Source organism: Martinezella multihospitum (genome assembly GCF_900094585.1).
Classification (GTDB): domain Bacteria; phylum Pseudomonadota; class Alphaproteobacteria; order Rhizobiales; family Rhizobiaceae; genus Rhizobium; species Rhizobium multihospitium.
This window is the reverse complement of sequence record NZ_FMAG01000004.1, coordinates 59,279-85,563: the sequence shown is the minus strand read 5'-3', so window position 1 is coordinate 85,563 and position 26,285 is coordinate 59,279. Positions and strand designations below refer to the sequence as shown.

Annotated in this window: 25 protein-coding genes; 13 read left to right on the top strand and 12 right to left on the bottom strand. The window is 59.4% G+C overall.

Translation table 11 applies throughout. From position 1 onward, the window contains the following. The first annotated feature begins 58 nt into the window (after nucleotides 1-58). Nucleotides 59-322: a hypothetical protein gene (locus GA0061103_RS16570; RefSeq protein WP_141694437.1), complete on the top strand. Its 264-nt coding sequence runs from the start codon at nucleotides 59-61 to the stop codon at nucleotides 320-322. Between the two features lie 16 nt (nucleotides 323-338). Here the strand turns inward: GA0061103_RS16570 and GA0061103_RS16565 are convergent, their stop codons facing one another. Beyond that, nucleotides 339-788 (bottom strand): hypothetical protein, encoded by a 450-nt coding sequence (locus GA0061103_RS16565; RefSeq protein WP_092712964.1) that lies wholly within the window; start codon nucleotides 786-788, stop codon nucleotides 339-341. Between the two features lie 491 nt (nucleotides 789-1,279). Between GA0061103_RS16565 and GA0061103_RS16560 the strand changes: the two genes are divergently transcribed. The 8 genes from GA0061103_RS16560 to katG all read left to right on the top strand — a co-directional run bounded on the left by GA0061103_RS16560 (nucleotide 1,280) and on the right by katG (nucleotide 11,644). Beyond that, complete coding sequence (locus GA0061103_RS16560; protein ID WP_092712962.1) at nucleotides 1,280-2,947, top strand: aromatic/alkene/methane monooxygenase hydroxylase/oxygenase subunit alpha; 1,668 nt, start codon at nucleotides 1,280-1,282, stop codon at nucleotides 2,945-2,947. A 101-nt stretch (nucleotides 2,948-3,048) separates the two neighbouring features. Next, nucleotides 3,049-4,131: an NADH:ubiquinone reductase (Na(+)-transporting) subunit F gene (locus tag GA0061103_RS16555; RefSeq protein ID WP_092712960.1), complete on the top strand. Its 1,083-nt coding sequence runs from the start codon at nucleotides 3,049-3,051 to the stop codon at nucleotides 4,129-4,131. 54 nt (nucleotides 4,132-4,185) lie between these two features. After that, entirely contained in the window at nucleotides 4,186-5,244 is a 1,059-nt protein-coding gene (locus GA0061103_RS16550) for an aromatic/alkene monooxygenase hydroxylase subunit beta (protein ID WP_092712958.1), read from the top strand. A gap of 17 nt (nucleotides 5,245-5,261) precedes the next feature. After that, entirely contained in the window at nucleotides 5,262-5,630 is a 369-nt protein-coding gene (locus GA0061103_RS16545) for an MmoB/DmpM family protein (RefSeq protein WP_092712956.1), read from the top strand. A gap of 76 nt (nucleotides 5,631-5,706) precedes the next feature. Next, nucleotides 5,707-6,732, top strand: coding sequence for an amidohydrolase family protein (locus GA0061103_RS16540; protein WP_092712954.1), 1,026 nt, complete (start codon nucleotides 5,707-5,709; stop codon nucleotides 6,730-6,732). Between the two features lie 5 nt (nucleotides 6,733-6,737). Beyond that, entirely contained in the window at nucleotides 6,738-7,547 is an 810-nt protein-coding gene (locus GA0061103_RS16535) for an iron-sulfur cluster assembly protein (RefSeq protein ID WP_092712952.1), read from the top strand. A gap of 63 nt (nucleotides 7,548-7,610) precedes the next feature. Then, on the top strand, nucleotides 7,611-9,245 hold the full coding sequence (gene groEL / locus GA0061103_RS16530) for a molecular chaperone GroEL (protein WP_092712950.1): 1,635 nt from the start codon (nucleotides 7,611-7,613) through the stop codon (nucleotides 9,243-9,245). A gap of 200 nt (nucleotides 9,246-9,445) precedes the next feature. Further along, nucleotides 9,446-11,644, top strand: coding sequence for a catalase/peroxidase HPI (gene katG / locus GA0061103_RS16525; protein ID WP_092712948.1), 2,199 nt, complete (start codon nucleotides 9,446-9,448; stop codon nucleotides 11,642-11,644). A 100-nt stretch (nucleotides 11,645-11,744) separates the two neighbouring features. On the opposite strand, the gene GA0061103_RS16520 is transcribed toward katG, so the two are convergent. The 11 genes from GA0061103_RS16520 to GA0061103_RS16470 form a co-directional block, all read right to left on the bottom strand. Continuing rightward, the gene (locus GA0061103_RS16520) at nucleotides 11,745-13,619 is read right to left on the bottom strand and encodes a sigma-54-dependent Fis family transcriptional regulator (RefSeq protein WP_245304767.1); all 1,875 of its coding nucleotides are present in this window, start codon (nucleotides 13,617-13,619) and stop codon (nucleotides 11,745-11,747) included. Between the two features lie 249 nt (nucleotides 13,620-13,868). Further along, the gene (locus GA0061103_RS16515) at nucleotides 13,869-14,351 is read right to left on the bottom strand and encodes a hypothetical protein (RefSeq protein ID WP_092712946.1); all 483 of its coding nucleotides are present in this window, start codon (nucleotides 14,349-14,351) and stop codon (nucleotides 13,869-13,871) included. Nucleotides 14,352-14,614: 263 nt separating this feature from the next. After that, nucleotides 14,615-15,487, bottom strand: coding sequence for a Pnap_2097 family protein (locus GA0061103_RS16510; protein WP_092714302.1), 873 nt, complete (start codon nucleotides 15,485-15,487; stop codon nucleotides 14,615-14,617). A gap of 2 nt (nucleotides 15,488-15,489) precedes the next feature. Beyond that, nucleotides 15,490-16,761: an MSMEG_0569 family flavin-dependent oxidoreductase gene (locus GA0061103_RS16505; RefSeq protein ID WP_092712944.1), complete on the bottom strand. Its 1,272-nt coding sequence runs from the start codon at nucleotides 16,759-16,761 to the stop codon at nucleotides 15,490-15,492. Between the two features lie 11 nt (nucleotides 16,762-16,772). After that, on the bottom strand, nucleotides 16,773-17,060 hold the full coding sequence (locus tag GA0061103_RS16500) for an MSMEG_0570 family nitrogen starvation response protein (protein WP_092712942.1): 288 nt from the start codon (nucleotides 17,058-17,060) through the stop codon (nucleotides 16,773-16,775). Then, entirely contained in the window at nucleotides 17,053-18,204 is a 1,152-nt protein-coding gene (locus GA0061103_RS16495) for an MSMEG_0565 family glycosyltransferase (RefSeq protein ID WP_092712940.1), read from the bottom strand. Before GA0061103_RS16495 ends, GA0061103_RS16500 begins: the two co-directional genes overlap by 8 nt. Further along, entirely contained in the window at nucleotides 18,201-19,178 is a 978-nt protein-coding gene (locus GA0061103_RS16490; protein WP_092712938.1) for a sll0787 family AIR synthase-like protein, read from the bottom strand. Before GA0061103_RS16490 ends, GA0061103_RS16495 begins: the two co-directional genes overlap by 4 nt. Next, the gene (locus GA0061103_RS16485) at nucleotides 19,178-19,720 is read right to left on the bottom strand and encodes an MSMEG_0567/Sll0786 family nitrogen starvation N-acetyltransferase (RefSeq protein ID WP_092712936.1); all 543 of its coding nucleotides are present in this window, start codon (nucleotides 19,718-19,720) and stop codon (nucleotides 19,178-19,180) included. Before GA0061103_RS16485 ends, GA0061103_RS16490 begins: the two co-directional genes overlap by 1 nt. After that, nucleotides 19,717-20,835, bottom strand: a complete 1,119-nt coding sequence (locus GA0061103_RS16480; protein ID WP_092712934.1) for an MSMEG_0568 family radical SAM protein — start codon at nucleotides 20,833-20,835, stop codon at nucleotides 19,717-19,719. Before GA0061103_RS16480 ends, GA0061103_RS16485 begins: the two co-directional genes overlap by 4 nt. Beyond that, nucleotides 20,762-21,805 (bottom strand): Nit6803 family nitrilase, encoded by a 1,044-nt coding sequence (locus GA0061103_RS16475; protein ID WP_092712932.1) that lies wholly within the window; start codon nucleotides 21,803-21,805, stop codon nucleotides 20,762-20,764. The genes GA0061103_RS16480 and GA0061103_RS16475 overlap by 74 nt, the downstream gene beginning before the upstream one ends. Before the next feature lie 71 nt (nucleotides 21,806-21,876). Then, nucleotides 21,877-22,359 (bottom strand): MSMEG_0572/Sll0783 family nitrogen starvation response protein, encoded by a 483-nt coding sequence (locus GA0061103_RS16470; protein ID WP_092712930.1) that lies wholly within the window; start codon nucleotides 22,357-22,359, stop codon nucleotides 21,877-21,879. A 406-nt stretch (nucleotides 22,360-22,765) separates the two neighbouring features. On the opposite strand from GA0061103_RS16470, the gene GA0061103_RS16465 reads away from it, so the two are divergent. The 4 genes from GA0061103_RS16465 to GA0061103_RS16450 all read left to right on the top strand — a co-directional run bounded on the left by GA0061103_RS16465 (nucleotide 22,766) and on the right by GA0061103_RS16450 (nucleotide 25,844). Further along, the gene (locus GA0061103_RS16465) at nucleotides 22,766-24,157 is read left to right on the top strand and encodes an aminotransferase-like domain-containing protein (protein ID WP_092712928.1); all 1,392 of its coding nucleotides are present in this window, start codon (nucleotides 22,766-22,768) and stop codon (nucleotides 24,155-24,157) included. A gap of 536 nt (nucleotides 24,158-24,693) precedes the next feature. After that, the gene (locus GA0061103_RS16460; protein WP_208603524.1) at nucleotides 24,694-24,969 is read left to right on the top strand and encodes a sugar-binding transcriptional regulator; all 276 of its coding nucleotides are present in this window, start codon (nucleotides 24,694-24,696) and stop codon (nucleotides 24,967-24,969) included. A gap of 321 nt (nucleotides 24,970-25,290) precedes the next feature. Beyond that, complete coding sequence (locus tag GA0061103_RS16455; protein WP_092712926.1) at nucleotides 25,291-25,563, top strand: CopG family ribbon-helix-helix protein; 273 nt, start codon at nucleotides 25,291-25,293, stop codon at nucleotides 25,561-25,563. Continuing rightward, nucleotides 25,551-25,844: a type II toxin-antitoxin system RelE/ParE family toxin gene (locus GA0061103_RS16450; protein ID WP_092712924.1), complete on the top strand. Its 294-nt coding sequence runs from the start codon at nucleotides 25,551-25,553 to the stop codon at nucleotides 25,842-25,844. The genes GA0061103_RS16455 and GA0061103_RS16450 overlap by 13 nt, the downstream gene beginning before the upstream one ends. The last annotated feature ends 441 nt before the right edge of the window (nucleotides 25,845-26,285 follow it).

Sequence of the window (26,285 nt, the reverse complement as noted above, 5' to 3'; positions counted from 1 at the left end):
CCTGCCTGTCGTGCCGGCGCCCATGCGCCGCGTGGATTTGAGCAAGAGGAGCCGCGAGATGTTCGAAACGATCGGCAGCACGTTCTTCCAGGCCCTGCGCCAGGCAGCCGAACGCCATCTCGAGCGTGACCATCCCTGTATCGAAGCGCTCGACGCCGCGGCCCGCGATACCGGTCCGGCGGCAATCGCCGCTGCGCAGGAGGCGCTTGCCGCACTCGATCCGACGATCATGGGCGCGCTGATGGCCGAAGCACACAAGCTGCTGCGCGAAAACCCTGGACGGATTCTCGACAGCTGGAATCCAGCCGGCATCCGCCATTGATGCTGATTGAGGCCGCTCATCGGGTCGCCTCTCCCGGCGCTTTCCAGGCTTCGAGCATGGCGGGCAAATCTGGCAGCTGCGTCCTGAACTGCCGCTCCGCCAGATCGATATGGCTGCGAAGCTGATCCCATACGTCCACACGGATCATCGTGTCTCCCGTCAGTTGCTCGACCTCCTCGACGCGAAGCTGCTTCGACAGCGAGACGCCAGAAAAGACGAAATCGCGCAGCAGGATCGCATGCCTTTCGGCGAAGGCATGGATCATCGGATGCGTTTGGTCGGTAATGCCGGCGACGGAAAGTTCGCGCAGGATGAACCGCTGGAAATGGCTTTGCATCAGGTGCTGGCTTTCTCCCAGGAAGCGCATCACGAAGACGAGGTCTCGCTGCATCAGCCGGGCGAGCTCACTGGTGATGTCGCCTCCGACCGGGCCGAGCGGCGATTGATGCTCGTCCTTGCCTGCCATGAGCCTCTTCCAAATCCAAAATAAACATCGTTCAGGTTAAATATAATCCATGAATATCATGATGTCGATCATTGTTTATTTCGCAATTGCAAAAGATTATAAGCAATCATTGCAAATATAAATAAAGTTACATCTGTAAATTACGATTGTAAAATAACTTTACACTATTTCACGCCCGCCGTCCGAAAAACCCGCAAAGTGCTGGGAAACTCTATTTGGCACACCCCTTGCATCGTCTACTCTCATAAAACTATCGCGCTGACAGCGGCGACAGAAGAACGAAGGAGTTGGGGAAGCAGCTAGTCATCCGGATGAGGAGTCCGGACCTTCCTCGAAGACCTTTGCCTCGATCGACATGAATGGCCGGCCCACCGGGACGCGCGCATGCGCATCCCGTCGTCGCGCCCTTCCAACTTTCGCTCGCGGCGCTTCTGGCGCCGTCCCAGCCGGGGCCTGAGGCCCGCGGCACAACAAAGTGGAGGCTGAGGACGATGTCGTCTTTGACACTCAATAAGATAACCTCGCAGCGGGGCATTTCCGTCGGCGAGGCGACCAAGCGGATTTCCGATCTCGGTTGGAATCCGAGCTACGTGCAGGAAGCGATGACGTTTCCGACGGACTACAAGATCACCAAGGCGCCGCGCGATCCGATGAAGCAGGTGCTGCGCTCCTATTTCCCCATGCAGGAGGAAAAGGACAATCGCGTCTACGGTGCGCTCGACGCAGCGCTGCGCGGCGACATGTTCCGCAATGTCGAGCCGCGCTGGGTGGAATGGATGAAGCTCTTCCTGGCGATCATTCCGTTCCCGGAAATCTCCGCCGCCCGCTCCATGGCCATGGTCGCCCGCATCGCGCCCGGTGAAGACCTGCGTACCGGCTTCACCATGCAGATGGTCGACGAGTTCCGGCATTCGACCATTCAGATGAATCTGAAGAAATGGTATATGGAGAACTATATCGATCCGGCCGGCTTCGATATCACCGAGGAAGCCTTCGGCAAGTGCTATGCCACGACGATCGGCCGCCAGTTCGGCGAAGGCTTCATCACCGGCGACGTGATGACGTCGGCCTGCCTCTACCTGACCGTCGTCGCCGAGACCGCCTTCACCAACACGCTCTTCGTCGCGATGCCATCGGAAGCCGCCCGCAACGGCGACTACGCCCTGCCGACCGTGTTCCTGTCGGTGCAGTCCGACGAGAGCCGGCATATCGGCAATGGCCACTCGCTGCTGATGGCTGCCCTGAAGGAGCCGGAAAACCACCTGCTCCTGGAGCGCGACTTGCGTTATGCCTTCTGGCAGAACCATGCGATCGTCGATGCCGCCATCGGCACCTTCATCGAATACGGCACCACGAACCGCGACAAGGCCAAGGAGTCCTATGCGGAAATGTGGCACCGCTGGATCTTCGAGGACTACTATCGCACCTACATGCTGCCGCTGGAAAAATACGGCATCAAGATCCACCACGACGACGTTCACGAAGCCTGGAACCGCATCACCAAGAAGAGCTACGTCCATAAGGTCGCACAGTTCTTCGCCGTGGGCTGGCCAGTCAATTTCTGGCGCATTGAGGCCCAGCGTGAGGCCGACTTCGAATGGTTCGAGCACAAGTATCCGGGCTGGTACGCCGAATTCGGCGAGTTCTGGAAATGGTACGACAAGCTCAGCCGTCCGGGCCAGACGCCGATCACCTTCAGCACGGAAACCGGCTATGTCTATCCGCACCGCTGCTGGAGCTGCCTCGTCCCTTGCCTCATCCGCGAGGATATCGTGACCGACGAGATCGACGGACAGATCTACACCTTCGCGCACGAACTCGACCGCTGGACCGCCGTCGAGGCCTTCGCCGACGAGTATCAGGGCCGCCCCACGCCCGCGATGGGCCGCTTCAGCGGCAAGCGCGAGTGGGAAACGCTCTATCACGGCTGGGATCTTGCCGATGCGATCAAGGACCTGAACTTCGTCCGTTCCGACGGCAAGACGCTAGTGCCGCAGCCGCATCTGCGCTTCGACCCGAAGGACATGTGGACGCTGGATCACGTTCGCGGCCATACGCTGCTGTCGCCGCTGACGCTGCTTCGCGAAATGTCCCCGGCGGATCGGGAAAAGAGCCTCGCCGAATACCGCGCAGGCTTCACCATCAATCCTTGCCACTAAGCGCGTGACGCCAGGCGGAAGCCGGTCATCCGGCTTCCGCATTTCAAGATGAGGCCGCTCTTCGGCAAATCGGGAGCGGGAGGAGATTGGGAGAATTCCAGATGGCTGACGCTCAAAAAGCGCATGTGGCGGCCCATAGGGTCCGCCTCGAGCCGGTCGGCGTCGAATTCGAGGTCGAGAACGGGGAGACGGTCCTGAACGCCGCCTTCCGGCAAGGCATCTCGCTGCCGCACGGCTGCAAGGAGGGGCAATGTTCCGCCTGCAAATGCGTGCTTCTCGATGGCGAAGTCGACATGCTCAAATATTCGACCTTCGCGCTGAACGACATGGAAAAGGAATCCGGACACATATTGCTGTGCCGATCGATCGCCTATTCCGACATGGAGGTGGAGCTCCTCAACTATGATGAGGAAGTCCTATCGAAAGCGATCGCGGTGAAGACCTACAAGGGACATATCTCCCATGTCGATGCGCTGACCCACGATATCAGAGGCATACAGATCGAGCTTGGTTCCCCGATGAAGTTCTGGGCGGGGCAATATGTCGACATCACGGTCACCACGGAAAAAGGGGAGACGATTACACGTTCGTTCTCCATGGCAAATACGCCGCGCGAAACCCAGAAACTCTCCTTCATCATCAAAAAATATCCCCAGGGAAAATTCTCCGGAGAGCTTGATTCCGGAGGCATCCGCGTCGGAGCCGACGTTACCGTCGTCGGACCTTACGGAACCTGCTTCCGACGGGAAGAACGGGAAGGACCTCTGATCCTGGTCGGAGCGGGCTCCGGCATGTCGCCGGTCTGGTCGATCCTCAACGACCATGTGCTGAGCGGCGAGACCCGTCCCGTCTATTTCTTCTACGGGGCAAGGACGCCGGACGATCTCTTCTATCTCGACCGGATCGTCGCGCTCGTCGAGCGCCATCCGGACGTGACCTTCATACCGGTGCTGTCGCATGCCGACGAAGGCAGCGACTGGTCGGGTGAACGCGGCTTCGTGCACGAAGCGGTCGACGCCAAGCTCAAGGAGCTCGGAATCGACGGCGAAGGCGACGTCTATGCCTGCGGGCCGCCGCCCATGATCGATGCGCTGCAGCCGGTCCTCTTCATGAACGGCTTCGAAACAGAACGCATCTTCTTCGACCGCTTCACCACTTCGTCCTCGGCAGCTCCAGGTCACTAGAGCCGGACGGAGAACAAAGAGCATCAACCAAAGTGCAACACGGGAGTGAGAACCATGCCAGCATTATCGAGTTCCGTAGGGTCAGGTGCGGCGGGAGCAGCGATTTTCGCCGATTCCGACAGCCGTAAGTATCGGTATTTCGAGCCCAAGGGCCAGCGCGCCACGCATTACGAGGACGTCACGGTCGACGTCCAGCCGGACCCGGAACGTTACCTGATCCAGAACTGGATCATTTCCTTCGCCAATGGCAAGGGCGCCTACGTCAAGGACAACACCGCCGCCAAGAGCTCCAACTGGCACGCCTTCCGTGCCCCGGACCAGGAATGGGAACGCACCCATTATCAGCGCCAGTCCAAGATCGAGACCATGGTGCAAAGCGTCATCACCAATGCGCGTCGCGCCGGTGCCCCCAAGACCTTCGACAAGGCATGGGCCAAGATCCTGCAAGCGCATCTGGGAGCCTGGAAGCATGTGGAGTTCGGGCTCGGCACTTCGCTGATGCAAGCTCAGCGCTACGGCTATACCCAGATGATCAACAACGCCACGTTGACCAACTCGTCCTACAAGCTCCGTCTGGCGCAGGACATCACCCTCTATCTCGCCGAGGTCGGCATGGATATTGCCGGCTGGGACGATGAGCTCGGCAAGAAGACCTGGCTGGAGGACAGCATCTGGCAGCCTGCCCGTGAGGCGATCGAGACCATCATGGGCGCGAGCGACTATCTCGAGCAGTATTTCGCGATCAACATCGTGTTCGAGCCGCTCGTCGGCGAACTGTTCCGCTCGGGCTTCCTGATGCAGGTGGCCGCCGCCAACCACGACTTCGTCACGCCGCCGGTGATCTCCGCGGCCGAAGCCGACTACGAGCGCAATCTCGCCAATACCATCGACCTCATGTACCTGCTCGCCAACGACAATTCCTACGGCGACTACAACAAGAAGATCTTCCAGGGCTGGCTCGCCAAACATGGCGCCCTGGCCGACAAGGCCGCGCAGGGGCTTCAGCCGATCTGGTCGATGCCGCATTCCAAGCCGGTTTCCTTCGCCGACGTCCAAGCCCAGTCCCAGGAACGCCTCGGCAAGATTCTCGGTGAACTCGATCTCAAGCGTTAATCGAAGGAGTGTTTTCCATGTCAACCGTTGCACGCAACAATTCGCACGACAACATCTTCAAGTCCATGAAGGATATCACCTTCGAGCAGACGATTTCCCACCAGTGCGGCGTCACCATGAACGATTCCGTCGAGGCGCGCGCCATCGCCGAATTCATGAGCCAGAAGCCCGGCGTGATCGTCACCTACCAGCCGGCCATGATCCGCATCGACGGCAATGGCAAGCTGATCTTCAAGATGGACGAGATCAGCGAATATCTCGGGCGGGAAATGACCGCCGAAATCTTCGAGGTCAACACGTCAACGCATTACGGCCGCATGGTCCGAATCGATGACAACACCGTGATCCTCTTCGGCAATATGGACGAGGTGTTCGAATATATCTGACATCCGGAACGGCGATTGGCGCGCCCGCCCGTCTGTGGGCGCGCCTCGGAACAGGACAAGTTTGGAGGAGAAAACCATGTACGTCACACCCGAAGGCAAAGAGATTTTCGTCATCGACGGCCATACGCATTTCTGGGACGGCAGCCCCGAGAACCAGAGCAACATTCACGGCAAACAGTTCATCGACTGTTTCTACGGCTACCACACGGGCTTTAGCCCGAAGGAACACATCTGGCCCAAGGAGAAATTCGAGAAGTACAGCGCGGATGACCTCTATAATGATCTATTCATCGATGGGCCCGACGATATCGCGATCATCCAGTCCACCTATCTCAAGGACTTCTACAAGAACGGCTTCAATACGATTGAACGTAATGCCGAGGTGGCAAAACGCTATCCGGAGCGCTTCATCGTCAACGGGTCATTTGATCCCCGTGATGGCGAAAAGGCCCTCGAATACATCCATTTCATGAAGGAGACCTACGACGTCAAAGGCGTGAAGATGTACACCGCCGAGTGGAACGGGTCCTCGAAGGGCTGGAAGCTCACCGATCCGGATGCCTACAGATGCTTCGAACTGTGCGAAAAGCTCGGCATCAAGAATATTCACGTCCACAAGGGACCGACCATTATCCCGCTCAGCAAGGACGCATTCGACGTCGCTGACGTCGACTACGCCGCGACCGACTTCCAGAACCTGAATTGGATCATCGAACATTGCGGCCTGCCGCGGCTTGATGATTTTACCTGGATCGCCACGCAGGAGACCAATGTCTATGGCGGTCTCGCGGTCGCATTGCCGCTGATCTACAATCGCCCGCGGCATTTCGCCGAGATCATAACGGAACTGTTGTTCTGGATCGGTCCCGACAAAATCCTGTTCGGCTCCGACTACGGCATCTGGACGCCGCGTTGGCTTGTCGAGCGGCTCTGGGCGCTTCATCTCCCCGAGGATGTTGTCGCTGGTCGCGGCGTGCAGCTTACGGACGAGGCCAAGGAGAAGATCCTCGGCCTGAATGCCGCACGGCTCTACGACATCGATGTCGCGGCCAAAAAAGCCGCTTTTGCCAAGGCCCCAGTGCAATTGGAAGCGGCGGAGTAAGCGACATGACCTCCGCCACTCTGTCAGAACGCCGCCAGGGGGAACTCTGGCGGCGCCTAGGAACGGTCAACGACCCCGAGCTCGACGAACCCGTGACCGAGATGGGCTTCGTCGAACGAGCTGAAATTCTGGGCGATGGTCGGGTCGAGGTGGATTTTCGTCTGCCGACCTATTGGTGCTCGCCCAATTTTGCCTTCCTCATGCTGGAAGATCTCAAGATCGCACTCGAGGCACTGTCCTGGTCTCCAGCGTACCGCATCACTCTGCATGACCACATGTTCGCCGAGGAGGTAAACAAGGGCATTGCAGACGGCCGGAACTTTGCCGAGATTTTCAGGTCTCTCGCCGATGAAACCAGTCTCGAAGAGGTCAGGGAGAAATTCCGGCAGAAGGCCTTCAAGCGACGGCAGGAGGCCGTGATCCTCGACCTTCGGGCTACCGGACTTTCCGACAGGGAGATCGTCGGCATGCGGCTTACGGATCTGGACGCCCTCTATGCAGGGGACGACGAGACGGCCAAACGCGGGCGCCGCTATCGCGAAGCTCTGCTCTCACGCCGGCCCGACTTGCGCTCACATGACAATGCGATCGTCGATTGGGACAGCAGAACGGTCGAAGCGGATGGGCTAGCCGCTCATCTTGCCGATCTGCGCAGCGTGCGCATCAACATGGAGTTCAACGGCGCGCTTTGTCGCGGGCTGAAGCAGACACGATACAAGGAGATGGAAATCGTCAACGGCGAGCCGACGCTAGTCGATTTCATCGTCGGGCGCGTTCCCGCGCCCACCGCACCATCGCCCACGACCGACCACTAAGATCACAGCCTACCGGAAAGACCCGGGAGAGAAACCGCCGTCAAGGCGGAAGGAGGAGGAGTCATGCCGAAACTGATGCTACACAATTCCGAAGCACGGCGCGCGCTTGCCCGGGGCGTCGGACGACTGGCCGCCGCGGTCGAGCCCACGCTCGGACCGCGGGGAATGAACGCCATGATCGACCGTCCAATCGGCACGCCGCTGGTCACGCGCGACGGCGTCAGTATCGCCTCGGAAATCGAATTGTCCGATCGGTTCGAAAACATGGGCGCACAAGTCGTCCGAGAAGTCTCTATGCAGACGAACGAGATCGCCGGTGACGGCACGACGACTGCTATCGTGCTCGCCAATGCGCTGGTACAGGAAGGAATAGCAGCCAATGAGCGAGGCGCAAAATCCGTGGATCTCTGCAAGGGCATCGATCTTGCAGTGGAGAAGATCGTCGAGGTTTTGAGAAACAGGGCCACGCCTGGCAAGGGCAATGGCGTGCTGTCAGCGGTCGCCAATATCGCCGCCACCGATCCAAAGCTCGGCGCACTTGTCGCCGAAGCGTACGAACGGGTAGGTACGGAGGGCGTCATCACCACCGATTTCAGCGTGACGACCGACACCACGCTGGACGTGGTCGAAGGAATGTCATTCGATCGCGGTTACCTTTCGCATCACATGGTCACGGATCAGGAGAAGATGGAGGCCGTCCTGGAACGCCCGCTCATTCTGATGACCGATCTCAAGATCAAGGACCCGTCCTCCCTCGATGCCGCCCGCCGCATCGCCGATGCGGCGGACCGGCCGTTGCTGATCCTTGCAGAAGAGATGTCACCCGAAACCATCGTGACCTTGCTGGGCAAGGAGGGTGCCGGCAAATATCTGGTCATACATCCCCCGGAATACGGCCATTGGCGGAAGGCGCTGATGGAGGATCTGGCGATCTTGACGGGCGGCCGGGTCATCGCGCGCGATCTCGGCGGTCGCCTGGAAGACATTGCCGCCAAAGATCTCGGTTCGGCCGAGCGCGTGAGAACCAGTTCCACCTACACCACGATCATCCGCGGCGGCGGTGATCCGGCGGCGATTGCCGCGCGGCGAGCACAGGTTCAACGTCAGTTCGACGTGGCACCACCCAATATCGAGCAGGACAAGCTGCGCGAGCGGCTCGCCAAGCTTTCCGGCGGTACGGCGGTGATCTATGCCGGCGGGGTGACACCCGTCGAGCAGAAGCGCACCATCCAGCTCATCGAAGATTCCCTGCATGCCGTGCGCGCAGCGGTGGAGGAAGGCGTCGTCGCCGGGGGCGGTTCGGCGCTCGCTCAGGTCGCCTCGGTTCTGGACGAAGTCCTGCAAACGGTCAGCGGCGACGCGGCGGAAGGGGTGCGCCTCGTCAAATCCGTATTGACGCGGCCGCTTTCGCGCATTGCCATCAATGCTGGCGCCGATCCGGCGGCGATCATTGCAGAGGTCACCCGCGTCAACGGCGGTCATGGCTACAACGCCTCGACGGGCAAATATGAGAACATGATCGAGGCCGGCATCATCGATCCGGTGCGCGTCACCTATACGGCGCTGCGCAACGCAGCATCGGTCGCGAAGCTCATTCTGACGACGGAAACGCTGATCGGCGATCTCGAGGAGGGTGAGCCGGACCCGACGGCCGGGCCTGCGCTGGGCGGTGGGGCGGAGCGACTGGGACGAGCTTAACCGCAGCCGGTCCTGAGAGGCGCCCGGCCGCATCCGCACATTGGGATCACAATCATGAACCAGCTGGCTGATCACAGCCAGCTGACACGTCGCAGGATATCTGCGTCTCCCACGACGCGGCAAGCCGCCTGTAAAGCTTCTCGACAGGACCCAACGATGCCTTTCGAGGAATAGCACTCTGAAACGACAAGGAGAAGGTAATGGACCAAAAAACTGACATCATAGGCAAGTGTCCGTTTCCGCATGGGAACACGAGCGTTTCGGCCCGTTCGAACCGTGACTGGTGGCCGAATCAGCTGAACCTTCGGATTCTTCACCAGAACACGGCGCTATCCAGCCCGATGGGCAAGGCGTTCAACTACGCCGAGGAATTCAGGAAGCTCGATCTGGACGCCCTGAAGAAGGACCTCACCGCCCTTATGACGGATTCGCAGGAATGGTGGCCGGCCGACTTCGGCCATTACGGCCCGCTCTTCATCCGCATGGCCTGGCATAGCGCCGGCACCTACCGCACCGGCGACGGCCGCGGCGGCGCCTCCTCCGGCACGCAGCGTTTCGCGCCGCTCAACAGCTGGCCGGATAACGTCAACCTCGACAAGGCTCGCCGCCTGCTCTGGCCGATCAAGCAGAAGTACGGCAACAGCATCTCCTGGGCCGACCTCCTGATCCTCACCGGCAACGTCGCACTGGAATCCATGGGCTTCAAGACCTTCGGCTTCGGCGGCGGTCGCGAAGACGTCTGGGAACCCGAAGAAGACATCTACTGGGGTGCGGAAGACACCTGGCTCGCCGACAAGCGCTACTCCGGCGACCGCGATCTGGAAAACCCGCTTGCCGCCGTGCAGATGGGCCTCATCTACGTCAATCCTGAGGGACCGAACGGCAATCCGGACCCGCTGGCTGCTGCTCGCGACATCCGCGAAACCTTCGCCCGCATGGCCATGAACGACGAAGAAACCGTCGCCCTCATTGCCGGCGGCCACACCTTCGGCAAGACCCATGGTGCGGGTGATGCAGCCCATGTCGGCCCCGAGCCGGAAGCAGCCGGCATCGAAGAACAGGGCCTCGGCTGGAAGAACAGCTTCGGCAGCGGCAAGGGCGGCGATGCGATCGGCAGCGGTCTCGAAGTCACCTGGACCTCGACGCCGACCAAGTGGAGCAACAACTTCTTCTGGAACCTGTTCGGTTACGAATGGGAACTGACGAAGAGCCCGGCTGGCGCCCATCAGTGGGTACCGAAGCACGGCGCCGGCGCCGGCTCGATCCCGGATGCACATGACAAGTCCAAGCGGCATGCTCCATCCATGCTGACGACCGACCTCGCGCTCCGCTTCGACCCGGCCTATGAGAAGATCTCTCGCCGCTTCTTCGAAAACCCGGATGAGTTCGCCGATGCCTTTGCCCGCGCCTGGTTCAAGCTGACCCATCGCGACATGGGGCCGCGCGTCCGCTACCTCGGTCCGGAAGTGCCGAGCGAAGAGCTCATCTGGCAGGATCCGATCCCGGCTGCCGGTCGCGCATCGATCGATGTGAACGATGTCGCAGCTCTCAAGGCCGAGATCGCTGCATCGGGTCTCACCATCCCGCAGCTGGTTTCCACCGCCTGGGCTTCGGCCTCGACCTTCCGCGGCTCCGACAAACGCGGCGGCGCAAACGGCGCTCGCATCCGTCTTGCACCGCAGAAGGATTGGGAGGCCAACCAGCCGGCCCAGCTCGCATCCGTGCTGCAGAAGCTCGAAGGCATCCAGAAGAAGTTCAACGATGCCCAGACCGGCGGCAAGACGGTATCGTTTGCCGACCTCATCGTGCTCGGCGGCTCCGTTGCCATCGAGCAGGCTGCGAAGAAGGCCGGTCATGACGTGGCCGTTCCCTTCGCTCCCGGCCGTACCGATGCGACGCAGGAGCAGACCGATGTCGAGGCCTTCGCCGTTCTCGAGCCGATCGTCGACGGCTTCCGCAACTATCAGCGGCAGGACTACACGGTCTCTTCCGAAGAGCTGCTGATCGACAAGGCGCAACTGCTGACGCTGACGGCTCCGGAAATGACCGCCCTCATCGGTGGTCTGCGTGCGCTGAACGCCAATGTCGGCCAGAGCCAGCACGGCGTCTTCACCAAGCATCCGGAAACGCTGACCAACGACTTCTTCGTGAACCTGCTCGACATGGGCACGGAGTGGAAGGCCGTCTCCGACGCCAAGGACGTCTTCGAAGGCCGTGACCGGGCAACCGGCGATGTCAAGTGGACCGCGACGCGTGCCGATCTCGTCTTCGGCTCCAACTCGCAGCTGCGCGCGATCGCCGAAGTCTACGGTCAGGCCGATGCCGAGAAGAAGTTCGTGCAGGACTTCGTCGCGGCCTGGACCAAGGTCATGAATGCCGACCGCTTCGACATCGCTTGAAGTCAAGATCGGTCGATCTCTGGAGCATGATGACTTTTCTCCAAATCGTCATCATGCACTAGCAGTTGCTGACATTATTCGGCGATGCGGGCCTTTTGTTTCAGGCGTAGCTACGCTTGATCCCGAACTGCTCCATTTTCCGATAGAGGGTGGGTCGCGATATTCCGAGTCGATGCGCGACTTTGCTCAGATTGCCGTGTTCGACCGACAATGCACTCATGATGGCCTGCCGTTCGGCCGCGGCAAAGCTGAGCACTTGGCTTCCGGCCTCAATGGAAGCGTCGCTGCCGGTCGGCGCCCGCATGACCATTTCAGCCGGCAAATCATCGACGCCGACCAGGCGGTGGCGGGCTAAAAGATGCAGACGTTCAACAAGGTTTCGCAGCTCTCGCACATTACCTGGCCAACGATAGGCCAGCATCGTATCGAGTGCCTCGTTCGTGAACCGCAGCGAAGATGTGCCCCTTCGCTCGGCCAGTTTGTGGTTGAAGTGATCAAGCAGCAGCAGACAGTCGTTCCCACGCTCTCTCAAGGGCGGTACGTGGATCGTCACGGTGCTAATCCGGTAGTACAGATCGCGCCGGAAACGGCCGGCGGCGACCTCCTGCTTGAGATCGCGATTGGTGGAGGCAACAAGTCTTACATCGACTGGCCTTGAGCGACTGTCCCCAAGACGATGCACGACACGCTCCTCAAGCACGCGCAGCAGAAATGGCTGGATATCCAGCGGCATTTCCCCAATTTCATCAAGGCTCAGCACCCCGCCATCGGCGAGTTCGAAGACGCCTGCCTTACCCTCGCGGGACGCGCCGGTGAAGGCGCCGGACACATGGCCAAACAGCTCGCTGCCGAACAATTCTTTTGTCACCGCACCGCAATTGAGCGCGATGAACGGGCTGCTGCCGGACTTTCGGCTACCGGCATGAATGAGGCGTGCAAAAAGCTCCTTGCCGACACCGGTCTCCCCTTCGATCAGCAGCGACGTCACGTCCTGCGTCTCGGCAACGCGGCAGGCTATGTCGACTGCCGCACAAAGTTTGTCGCTTTCACCGACGATATGAGCACACGCCTCCTTCTGTCGGTCCGAAGCGCGGCTATTGAGCGATACAATTCGCCTGCTCGCGTTTTTCGAAAATACCACCGCCGCCCCGCGAATATCGCCGTCAAGTTCCAGCGGGCAGACATCGCAGTCGCGCATCGCCTCCGGAAGGCTCGTCGCAACCGTGTCGAGAAAGCCGGAGCCGGTGAGCTCCGGCGACCAACAGTTCAAACTGCCTTCGCCAAATCGGCGGCCCTCGAGCAGCGGCACGTTGTTGTGGTAGATTGCCCTGCCCTGTCGGTCGATGATCAAGAGGCCGTCAGTTGCACGGTAATTATTGGCGGACGCAATGAAGGCCTCAAGCAGCCGCATTCGTTCTGTGATCTGCGAGTCGGCCAGTGCTCTTTCTATCTCGCGCGCCGCCGCCGCAACCAGTGCGATATTATGGGGGCGGAAAATATCTGGGTGCCCCGAAAGATCGACGACACCGATGATCTTGCCGTCAAAAGGATCACGGATCGGTGCCCCGGCACAGGTCCAGCTCTTGATGCCCGCACAGAAATGCTCAGCGGCGTGGACGAAGACCGGCTCTCCGGTCCAAAGGGCCGTGCCGATGCCATTGGTCCCGACAACCTCCTCGGTCCATTTTCCGCCGACACCGAGATGGATGTCCATGCCGTCAAAAATGGTTCTCTTGTCGCCGATGACATCAATCAGAACACCGTCGTTATCGGCCAGGACAAGCATGGCGCCTGTTCCGTCGAGCATTCGGCCGATCGTCGAAAAAGGATGTGCGGCAGCTTCCAGCAGCTCCGAACTACCACGCGTCAGCGCCTCGACAGCATCCCGGTCTGTCTCGATCGGCGCCTCGTTGCGCTGCGCATCGATACCGCCTTTGGCACAGCGTGACCAAGAGTCGTGGATGGTCGAGCGCACCGGCAGAGATTGGCGCCTGGTCTTATATCTACCCTCCAAAAGGCTTTCCCAGGCGCGGGTCACGCCAACCTCATCATAGTCGGACCGTATCAAGGCACCGCCTGGCACAAATGCCGGCACCTGCGGTGACCGTCTCAAGGGAATGTCGCTCATATCATGCAGATTCCGCTTCATGCAGCTCTCACATCCCCCACTCGGAAAGGATCTGGCGCCTCACAGTCGATATTGGCGTTATCGGGCACATTGCCATTAGGCTTCAGAGCCGATGTCGAGGCGCCGCCCGATATCGGCCACAAGCTCTTTTGCATCGTAAGACGAACCGATAGTCACGCCATCCATATCGGCAAGCGCGGCGGCCGTCTCATCGTCGAGGGGTGCGACATAGCGATTGCCGGCAACAGCGAGTGTGAAGGTCTTGCTGCTACCGGTTTCGCGAATGTCACCGAAATGCCAAAGCTGCCGGCCGGAATGTAGGTCGACGGCGACCACACGGCCGTTGGGCGTCACCCTGATCTGGGGTTCCGGCTTGGCTTCTGCCGCGGGCGTGTGACCGATATGGATGATCAGGCCCTGTGCCTGGGGCGCCAAACGTGGCTTTTTGGATTGGGAATAACGACCATTGCTGAGTTGGTCGGCAAGCTTGGTTATCACGCCGCGGTTCTGCTCGATGAGGCGTTTAATCTGGACGTCCTCGCGACGAGGTCCGTCCCGCTTCGAAAATATCTCGACCATGAATCCTCCCAGATCATGATTGCATTTTCTGACGCGTTGTTATCGCGAAAGCCTAGCACATTTCCTCCAATGCACCAGCGTAAAGCTATACCACCCAAAAACACGAAATGGTGGTGCAGGAGGGCGGCGTTGATCCTTTCTTCTCAGTCATAAGATCAACATGAACGGTTGCAGCCGACAAGGTGAGACTTTGAAGCGCTAGGGTATGGATGCCTCAACAATCGGTCTCAATCGGGGTGACATACCGCCTAATGTTAATACTTTCAGCGCAAATTGGCGGGTGGGCTGTGCCACTCGGTGAAGGCCTTGCCGATCACCTTGCCATCCTCCTCCCGCTGCAACAGGCAGAAGGATCGCCGTCGATCCGGAGAAAGTCCCATTAATTCTACGCGCACGACGTCGCCAGCACGGATATTCCCCGAAAAGAAGAGTTCCCGCCTCGAAACATGAGGAGGCTCCGAAAACCATCGCCCGAAGGCACGGTCTGCAAGGGCCTGGAATTCGGCAAAGTAGAAGAGCCCGGCACCGTTGAATTCCTGGAACACATCCGGCTCGAAGCGGAAGTAGCACAGGGCCTTAGCGGATTTGGCCGGCAAGCCGAAATGGGTCTCCAGCGTGCCGGCACGCAGCAGTGCGGCTGTCCTTGCCAGGGCATTATCCGCAACCGGCGCCGTCAGGCCGGGCAGGGGAACGCGGGCAATAGAGTGGTTGTCGCCCTCCCGCATGCGGCTAACGAAGGTGGAGAGCAGTTCTACCTCGCCGACCAGTCTCCCCCGTGTCGATAGCCGGTGGCGCGTCGCGATCTGCATGCGCGAGACGGGCGAGAGCGCGGAGTGGATCGTCAAGACGTCATTGGCACGCACCTCGCCGAAGCGGGCATGTTCCAGCGCGGTCGCACAGATCGCCGCATAGGCCTCGCCGCCATCTGACGTGCGAAAGTCGGCATTCTCCATGCCGAGATGGTGTGCAAGCATCAGCCAGTGGCGATGCCCGAGCTCCTTCATTGTCCAGGTCTCCGACAGACCTGACGGCGTCAGATGCGGCATGCCAATCAGGACATGCGGCGCAAGTGCCTGTCCCATGAGCTCGTACGCCGAGGGTTCCGGCGGATGAACGTCGAGGATCGCGACACTCATGTTCATGCGCTGACCACCTGTTTCATCATCGGACGTGATGCCTCGAGATGGGCGATGAGGTGGTTCACCACATGTTCGGCATCCTTGCCAACGGCCAGGAAGCGGCCGGAGCCCCAGGTCCAGAGCCAGGGCAGGCCGAGCACATAAACACCGTCCACGCTGGTCACGCCGCGGCGCTGCACCGGATAGCCGGTGCCGTCAAAGATCGGCAAGCCAACGAAGGACCAGTCCGGTGAAAAACCGGTCGCCCAGATGACGGAAGTGACGCCGTCAGCCTTAAGGTCGAGTTCCGCCGGCTCGATTTCAGGCTCCCAGAGTGGCGTGTACACGCTCGCAGCTGGCGCCTTGATATCCTTTTCGGCAATGTGACGGTCGATCAAAGCGTTGATACCGTTATAAACACGGTCGGCATTATCGAGATTGGCTTTCAGATTCGGCTCGAAAATCATCTTACCACCGGAAACACCCTCCATGCGGCCATAGAGTGACATGCCCTCCAGAGCGAATTTGCGCAGATCAATGTCGCGCCCGCCGTCGCGGCCGGTGAGGTAATGGTTGGTGTCATGCTTCTTCTTGGTCATGCCATCATGCTCGATGGTAATGTCGTACTGACCGACGTCAGCAAGCCAGTCGACAACATCGCGACCGCGATAGAAGCGGGCGCAACGCGGTGCATTGCCGGTGACCATATGCACCTTGCGACCGGCCAGATGCAGATCCTCGGCAATTTGGCAACCGGACTGGCCTGAACCGACGACGACGACCGCCCCTTCTGGCAGTTGGCTGGGATTGCGGTAGTCCGCCGTGTGAATCTGCAGGATGTCGTCCGGTAATCGCTCGGCGGCGCGGGGAACGGCTGGCGCACTGTAGAGGCTGGTTGCGATGATGACGCTGTCGGCGGTTACGTTGCCCGCCCAGGTCTCGATCTTGAAGAGATCACCAGATTTCTCCACCGACGTGACGGCAGTGCCTTCCAGAACCGGTGCATCAACTTTTTTTACGAAACGGTCGACATAGGCAATAATCTCGTCCTTGACCATGAAGCCATGCGGGTCGTCGCCGTCGTAGGGATGGTCCGGAAGCTGGCATTGCCAGTTTGGGGTAACCAGGCAAAAAGCATCCCAACGCTCGTTCTTCCACTTATGCGCGACAGTCTTCTTTTCGAAGACCACATGATCGATACCTCGCTTTTTGAGGTAATGGCTGGCCGAGAGCCCGGCCTGTCCGCCACCGACGATGACGGTACTGTAGTGCGGCTTGAGGAGAATGGTCATGGAAGCTCCTTTCAGAGGATAAAGCTTTGGCAACGCACATGGGCGTCAGCATCAGAGAGGAAGAGCGCACCGGCCGACTCGATGCGAGCGAGCTGGCTGCGGGCAAGCGAGCACGGGTAACCGAATTTGGCCTCCACACGGTCGCTGGCAATGATCAGAGCCTTGCGGCTGCGATCGAGGAAATCGCGGATTGGATATGTCGCCCCCTCCTCGAAGAAGTCGCGGATGATCAGCGAGGGCGAATAGCAGGTCTCCTCGCGGCCATCGGGCCAAGCGATGACGAAGCGCATTTCAGGCATGGGCAAGCTCCTTCAATGTCTCGTAAGCTTGGAGATGAGCGGCCGCAGTATGGTGCCAGCTATGTCGAGCGGCGAGCTTCAGTCCGTGCGGGATCAACCGCCGACGCACTGGCGGCATGAGCGAGACCGCCATGGCTTCTGCGATCGAGGCCGCACTAGTGGGGTCGCACCAGATGGCATTATCGGGCATCAGATATTCGGTAAAAGGCGGAACAGATGAAACGGCAACCGGCACACCGCTTGCCATTGCCTCAAGCACCACCAAGCCGAAGCCTTCCTTGACGGAGGCGAAGACCAGCGTATCGGCCAGTCGATAGAGCGCCGGCATGTCCTTATCGGCGACGGCGCCAAGGATGTGGACTGCGGCCGCATGTTCGCCGAGCGAGCCAAGAACCGAGCGAAACGCGGCCTGATAGCCGTGATGATCGAGCAAGGAAGCCCCGCCGGCGATGACGAACTGCGCGTCTGGTCGAACGGCGCGCAATTGCCGGAAGGCCTCGAGCATGGCGATTGTGTTCTTGCGCATCTCGATACCGCCGACGGACAAAAAAACGGGGCCAGCCGGTAGATCAAGCCTGCGGCGCAGTTCGCTCCCATCCACGGAAGGCGAGAAACGCGTCGTATCGACGCCATTGCCGACGACGGTGGAACGGATGCCTCTAGTCTCCGTCAGCGTCCTGCTCCACATCGAACTGACAGTGAAGAACAGATCAGCACGGTTGATAGAACGGTCCTGTAGCTCCATCAGCCTGGGATCGGCGAACTGGTCAATATGGTGCACGGTCCGTGCAAAGGCGGGGATCAGCCCTTTTTCCTTCAATGTCGCCAGCGCATTGCCGGAAATACCGTCATGGGCGTGGAAAATATCGAAATCACGCGCAGCCGGACTTGCGAAATGCCTGACATAATCGGCGATCCGCTGCTCGACCATCGCAGTCATGCCGGCGGAGGCGGGCCCAACTGGAATGCACGCCATGCCGCAGGCGGGTGTGCGGAAAAAGCCGGTCCCCTTGGCATCAGGTGCATGCAGCACGACCTCATGGCCAAAGCTGGTAAGTGCTTCGGAAAGCTGCATGGCATGCATCACGCCGCCGCGCGGATTTGTGGAGTGGGAGAGCATCGCAATGCGCAGCGACCGGCTCATGCGGCATCCTCTCGCCGACCAAGCTGCAGCAGCGGCGTATCTAAATAGTCGCGGATCACGCCACGCCGGGTGCCGTTCGTGATTGCCACTTCACTGCCGGCGGTGACCCGGCCGATGGCCGCAGCGCTAAGATTGCGGGCGGCAAAGCGTTGGATCACCTCATCGGCGTTCTCAGCCGGGGTGGAGATCAGGTAGCCGAAACTTGGGAAGGTGGCGAGCCAACGTTCGAGTGCTACGCCCTCAGGCACCGGGATTGCTGAAACATCGATATCGATGCTGACCCCTGAGCACTCCGCCAACATGATTGCCGTTCCGACAAGACCGCCCTGGCTGATGTCCTTGGCGGCCACTGCCAGTCCCGCTTCGGCAATCTGAGGCAGGATGTCCAAGTCCGCACGCAGCCGTGCGGGTAGCACATCGGTTGCCGCATCCCAGTTGTTGAAGGGTTCGCGATAGCGACCGCGGTGATCGATCGCAGCTATCAGCACATCACCCGCCTTTGCATCGAAGCTCGTCAGCAGCTTTTCTGCCCTGCCGAGAATGGCGACCGAGAGCTGGCTGCGATCAGTACGTATGTTCGTATGGCCGCCGACAATCGGCACGCCGAAGGTCTGTGCTGCTGCCCGCATTCCCGCCAGCACCGGCGCAGCGCCTGCCTCACCATTCGCCCAGACGGCATCGACGACGGCAACGGCCCGCCCTCCCATGGCGGTGACGTCGGATATGTTGACCATCACTCCGCACCATCCGGCAAACCACGGATCAGCAGCGACAAACTCGTTGATAAAGCCCTCGATGGCAAACAGGAGGTAGCCGTCGCCACCAGGCAAGACTGCGCAATCGTCCCCCACCGCCACCTTCTGGTCGGCAAGGCTAAGGCTGGCTGCGATGGTGCCGATATCGGCCTTGGCTGCGATGCCGGAGGCGACCGAAAGTCTTGCCGCCAGAGCCTGGATGTCGATCCTCTCACCCATCACGCAGCCCTCTTTGCCAGCGCCACAAAGCCCGCTTCCGGCGTCGAGCAGGGTGGATACCAGGCAAGGTCCGCCTTCATCCTTAGATGCGGCTTGCTGTAGATCTCAAACTCCTCGACGATATCCCAGTGCAATCGGCGGAAGAGCAGTCCGTTTTGAACCTGTACATTGGCAAGGAAGGTATGACAGCCCATCGCATTGGCCGAGGAGACTGCGAGCCGGATCAGGGTTGCACCAAGCGCGCCGATCTTGCGGAAATCCTCATGGACCGCGAGCCGCGATCCCCACCAAAGGCCTGGTTCCTCCTGATGGATGCGCACCGTGCCGACCAGCCTGTCGGCGGCAATGCCCATCATCGAGAGCGCCACGATCGGGATCGCGTGGTCGTCCGTCCCATCGCGGTCGTCCTTTTCGAAGATCTTCTGTTCCTCGCAGAAGACGGCGCGGCGTAGCGCATGAGCTTCCTGCCGCTCCCAACAGGAGGTTGCGAACTTCACCTGGAATTCGCTAGCGCGATAGGGTTCGAACGGCTCGAGCATCATTTGGTCAGCGTCCTTTCATAGGTCGAAAGGGCCGAGCATGCGCCACACTTGCCGCAGCCGGCCTTGATATCGACGGCCTTCAATCCGCCGGCGACCAGCATTCTTGAAAGCGGCCCGAGGATCGAATGCATGAAATCAGGCTTTGGCGCCGGATGGCTTTCAAGGGGAGTTCCCGAAATCGGCACAAAGGGGACGACGAAGGGATAGACGCCGATGGCGATCAGCTTTTCGCAGATATCAAGAATCGCCTCACGCGTATCTCCAAGGCCGGCGAGGATATAGGTCGAGACTTGGCCGCGACCGAAGACATCGACGGCCGCCCTGAAGGAGGCCATGTATTTCTCGATCGACACCTGCGCCTTGCCGGGCATGATGCGGGCCCGTAGTCCAGGGGTGACCACTTCAAGATGCATGCCGAGTGCATCGACGCCGGCTTCTTTCATGATGGAAAACCAGACGTCGTCTTCCGGCGGCTCGCACTGCGCTTGGATCGGCAGATTGACGGCTGCCTTGATGGCCCGGGCACTGTCAGCAAGGATCGAGGCACCGCGATCCAGCCCCTTCGGCGTACCTGTCGTCATAACCATGTGCTTGACACCGTCGAGCTCAACGGCTGCTTTGGCAACTTCCGCCAGCTGCTCCGGCGTCTTGTGAGCAACGGTGCGGCCGGCGGCCAGCGACTGGCCGATCGCGCAAAACTGACAGGTCTTCGTGCGGCTCTGATAGCGGATGCAGGTTTGCAGTACCGTGGTCGCCAGCACATCTCTGCCGTGCAGCACGGCGATCTGTGAATAGGGAATGCCGTCAGCCGTCGTGCGCTCGTAGAAGCGCGGGCGTAGCGGAAAGGAAACCTCGCCGAGCACGCGTCCGTCGCGACTGACGCGGCTCCTGCCGGCCTCGTCAGGCTTTTCCACCAGGTAGGGGCTCTCGAAGGCAGGTGCGGTGTGCACCGGTACCATGACCGTCATTCCGTCGACGGTCAGCGCCTTGTGATCAGATGGGCCGGCGCCACCGCGGCGGCTTTCGTGCCCGGCTTTGGGATCAACGAGCCTGGCCCCGAAGGACTGCAGCTCGTTGATCAGAGTCTCGGTCGAAAGAAAGGTCGTATTCTCCATCGGTCTTGGTCCTTGTTTCTGACATTTCGAAAGAATTGGCGGAGGCGACCATCGGCGCTGTAGCGCGGCCGTCGATGACGAGGTGCAGGAGTTCGGGTCGGGCATAGTGGCCGACCGAATCCATCATCCGCTTGCGCTTGGTGATGAGGCTCATGTCAAGATCGGCGATCAAGATGCCCTCGCCCTCGGTGATCGGCGGAGCGAGGTGTTTCCCTTCGGGCGAGACGATCGCCGTCATGCAGCCGCCGCGGAGCGCCTTTTGCAGCCCTTGGTCCGACGTGATGGAGGTGATCTGCTCATCGGTCAACCAGCCCGTGGCGTTGACGACGAAGCAGCCGCTTTCGAGCGCATGGTGGCGTATCGTCACTTCGATTTGCTCGGCAAAGATCGGCCCGACCATTGAACCGGGAAATTGGGCGATATGGATTTCCTCGTGCTGCACCATCAGCGCATAGCGGGCGAGCGGATTATAGTGTTCCCAGCAGGCAAGGGCACCAAGCCTGCCCACGGAACTGTCGATCACCGTCAGGCCGGAGGCATCGCCCTGGCCCCAGATCATTCGCTCGTGAAAGGTCGGCGTAATCTTGCGGCGCTTTAAAACAAGCGCACCATCGGCATCGAAGAGAAGCTGGCTATTGTAGAGCGAGCCGTGGTCGCGTTCGTTGACGCCGAGCGCCACGACGATACCGTATTCACGGGCAGCCGCGGCCACTGCCTCCGTTGCCGCACTGGGAACCGAGACGGCTTCTTCATAGAGGCGCAAATGTTCACGGCCCGAAAGCACCGGTGGCAGGACGAAGGAAAAATACGGATACCAGGGAACGAAAGTCTCTGGAAAGACGATGATCTCGGCACCTCTGGCGGCCGCCTCACGAATGGTCTCCAGCACGCGTGCCAGCGTCTTCTCACGCGAGGTCAGGTCCGGCGCTATCTGCGCGGCTGCGGCCCGGACGATCTTGTTCTTGTCCATGTCGGAATCCTTCGATTGGGTGGAAGAGGCGGAGAAAAACCTCCACCTCTTGCGACGCACTCGGCCAATGGTCAGAGCGTCCAGGTGTCGAGGATGAGAGCGTTTTCCTTGCGGTGCAGCAGGACGATATCGAGCACGTCTAGCGGACTGATTGGTATGATGCCGGGGATCAGCGCGCCTTCGCCGTGGCCATAGAGAGCCTGAAGTGCAAAGCGGCAGGCATAGACCTTGCCGCCGTCGGCGATGATTTTTTCGATGCGGTTGTTGAAGTTGAGGTGCCCCGGAAACGCCTCATCGCCCAACCTGGGAAACCCCCGCTGCACGCCGAGCGTGACACCCGGACCGTAAAGCAAGATCGATGTCTCGAAGCCCTTCTGAATCAGGCGCGACGCCTGCAGCAAGTTGACGAACCCGATCGAGCCCTCGAAGGCGACGGTGTGGAATGTTACGAGCGCCTTTTCTCCGGGTGCAGCTTTGACGTCCTCAAAGACCTTCGATTCGTAATCGACGAGAAAATCACCCTTCTGATTGGCGGGTTTGGTCACTGCTGGCATATTGAATCACCTCTCCTGATAGTTGACGGCCGCAGCGGTGGCCGCGGCTTGCGGGGAGAGATATGCAAGCGATATGCCATTCAATAAAACATCTAATTTGCAACACTTTGCCAATAATGATGCATTCTATTTTGCATATGCTATGCCAAAAATATATGCATATCAATGCCTATACTATCATCTCGATGCCTATGCCATCATCGAAAACGCACGTTTTGCCGAGTTCCACCGAGAGCAGCAATAGATCAAAATACCCGCCGCGCCTTGCGATTGCCTCCGCTTCCGACCATAACGATTTACAGTCAATTTCCCCGTCGATTTTTTCGGATCAGTTTTACCTGGGGCGCTAGCGGCGTGATACGCAACACGATACTATCAATTTTCCGATCTCGAATGACTGTATCTCATGTACGACTGGACACCTGATCTCTCCAACACCGACAAGCCCCGCTATCTAGCACTCGCCGACCGAATTGCCGCCGATATCAAGAGCGGCAAGCTGACGGTAGGCGACCGCATGCCACCCCAACGCAAGCTCGCGTCCCGTCTCGGGGTTGATTTTACAACCGTAGCGCGCGGTTATGTGGAAGCCCAGAAGCGCGGTCTCGTGGAATCACGCACCGGCCAAGGAACATTCGTGCTTGCGCAGGCCAAACCGTCGCGGTCGATTGCCCCTTCGCCTCGCCCACGGACGGACGCCGTCGACCTGTCGATGAACCTTCCTCCCGAACCGGATGACCCTGATCTGATCGAGCGCATGCAGGCCGGCCTCGAAATGGTGGGCCGGGATATTGTCTCCCTATTGCGCTATCAGGGATTTGGCGGTGGCGTCTCCGACAAGGAAGCTGCATCACTCTGGCTCAGCCGGCGTGCCGTCGTGCCGGCCCAGGAGCGCATCTTCATAGCGCCCGGCGCTCACGCTGCCCTGATCGGCATCCTTGGCATACTGGCAAAGCCTGGCCAGGTCGTCCTCAGCGAAGCGATTACCTATCCCGGCGTGCGGTCGATTGCAGCCCAGCTCAATCTATCGCTCGTCGGGCTGCCGATGGACGATGAAGGCATCGAACCCGACGCCTTCGCGGCCGCCTGTTCGAAAATGTCGCCAAAGGCGCTCTACCTCAATCCGACGCTGCAGAACCCGACGACATTGACCATGTCGGAAAAACGCCGGGAGATGATTGCTGTGATCGCCAGGCGTTGGGGGGTGCCGATCATTGAGGACGATGCTTACGGCTTCATTCCCCAGCACGGCCCGGCACCGCTCGCATCCGTCGCGCCCGATATCACTTGGTATATCGCCGGCCTTGCCAAATGCATCGGAGCCGGTATGCGTACAGCCTACGTCGTAGCTCCGGATGTCAGATCGGGATGGGCTTTCGCCGCCGCGGTCCGCGCAGCCACCGTCATGGCTTCCCCTCTTACAGTTGCGCTTGCGACCCGCTGGATCGAAGATGGTACCGCTGACGCTATTCTGCGCTTCATAAAGACCGAAGCCGCCGCGCGCCAGCTCATTGCCCGGCAGACGTTGAAGCCGGAGAGCTATAAGAGCGATCCGTTCAGCTTCAATATCTGGTTGCCGCTACCCCAAGGCTGGACCCGTTCGGCCTTTATCGGTCACATGCGCGCAACCGGTATCGGCGTGGTCGCCAGCGATTCCTTTACCGTCACGGGCAATCCTCCGGAAGCGGTGAGGATTTGCCTCGGAGGACCAGCCTCGCGCGCCAATGTCGAGCGGGCGCTGGCCTTTGCAGCCCACGCGCTGGAAGAACTCCCGGAAGTCGCAACATCATTCTTGTAGGACGCCGCGCCTGAAAAAGGGGCAGTTATCGAGATCACGCACTTTGCGCTCTCGGGAGCGTCCAGGGAGGTCACATCCACATCAAACTCGCAGATAGGACACTTGCGCGAGGGTATGAAGACGGTGTGCACTATTCGCGTCGAGACCGATAATTTTTTGGACTCGAGCACTCCATCAGTATCGTTTTGTTTGGAGAGAATGTAATGGCGGCGCTGCGGAACCTGGCCGTGAGTCATGATGCAAAACCTATTCCCTTACTATTCAAGTCGCCGCCGGAACTTGCCCGCTTTTAAGATCATCTTTGACGTTCTCCGATGTAGATAGCTCTTGAAAGGAATCGAACCGACGATCTCAATAATATGTCCGCCCTCGTTGATCGCTCCAGTTGGAATGCTGATCTTATGACAGCGTTATTCCGAACGAGTTTCGTCGACTCTGACATGCAAATCATTGGCCTTGCCAAGGCGGCATTACCGATTTTCGCTCCATCAGGCAAATAGACGATATACGCAACAAATGAGCGAAGATCATCTCATATGCCTCGACGACCTTTTCAAAAACTACAAGCCTCCCTCGTCGCTCGCCGCTCTTACATCGAGCAGCAGACCAAATCTCAGATCGCCGATGAACTTGGAATATCAAGGTTCAAGGTGGCGCGACTGCTCGACACTGCTCTGGCCGACGGAATCATTCGGATCGAAATCAACGATCAAGGCGACATCAACACTGAACTCGCCGAAAAGCTGCGACAAAAGTTCGGACTGAAGGCAGCCCTCGTCCTGGACGGTCCGGATGTACCGATAGCACCCTGAAGTTCAAATAACTCCGCCGGCAAGACGTTGGATAGCCACCAGATTCCTACTAGAAAAGACCCAATCTTGGCCCACAACTTGATACTTGGTTCGGGCCAAGGGCGCTTGGAAAACTGCCTGCACAAAAGCCGCCGCTGGCGCTCGATTTGTTCTCGTTTGCCGTTAGCGTACTTCGGCGTTAGCAACACATAGTAAAAGCTTGTCGGAAGAACCCTCCGACAATCAAATTGGGGTAGAGTTCGCCATCAACTAAGATCATGGACAAAAAGCAAAACGACGCCTATTTTATCGCTAGGTAATACCTAGTAATATGAGGCTGCCATGGCTACTTCTCTCAAGATCGATGACGAACTAAAGAACCGAGTTCAGAACCTCGCCAGCCAACGACGGCGCTCGGCTCACTGGATCATGCTCGAAGCCATTCAGCAATATGTTGAACGTGAGGAAGCGCGCGAAAACTTCAGACAGGAGGCTTGGGCGTCCTGGGCGGCCTATCAGGAGACCGGCCGACATCTTACCGGACAGGAGGTGCGCACTTGGCTGTGCACCTGGGGCACGAATGCGGAAAAGTCGGTGCCTGAGTGCCACGAGTAATCGTTACCGAAGGCGCGGCACAGGGCTTGGAACGCTGCAGGCTATTTTTGGCGGCTAAGGCGCCGACTGCCGCAAGTCGGGCGGGCCAGGCTATCGAACGCCAGTTCCTGTTGCTGGAATCAACGCCTCTTATTGGCCGCCCGCTTCCGGACGACGCTCAATTGCGTGAACTGGTTATCCCCTTTGGGGACTCTGGCTACATCGCGCTTTACCGATACGAGCCTGATGGCGATATCGTGTTTGTCCTCGCTTTCCGGCATCAGAAAGAAGCCGGCTACTGACACCACTACCCGTATAGCGCTGCTTAGCGAGGTAGATTTCAGAACACGGCGTTACCAGGCATCTTACTGCCGCACGTGCGTTTTCACCATCACACCATTTGTCCCGCCCGCGCGGCGACATCGAAGGCTGACGTCAGTATCCGGAGTTCGCCATACGCTCCGATTGTCCATCCCTGTTTCAAGGCTGAAGCAACACTATTATACTCTCGCTCTTGAAAGGATCAGAACCGATGGCCCAACATTTCCTAGGTGAGCGCCTTCTCGGTATCGGTCAAAAACGTCACCTGAAATCACAACACGACGCCTGAGAGGTAGTCGATCGACGACTTGATGCGGTTCGCGTAGTGGAGATCGAAAAGTCCTTGAATCCGCCATGGTGGGAGGGCCAAAGTGCAGATCCCGAAGAGAAGTAAGGCCCCGCGAAGAGCATCTGGCACCGAC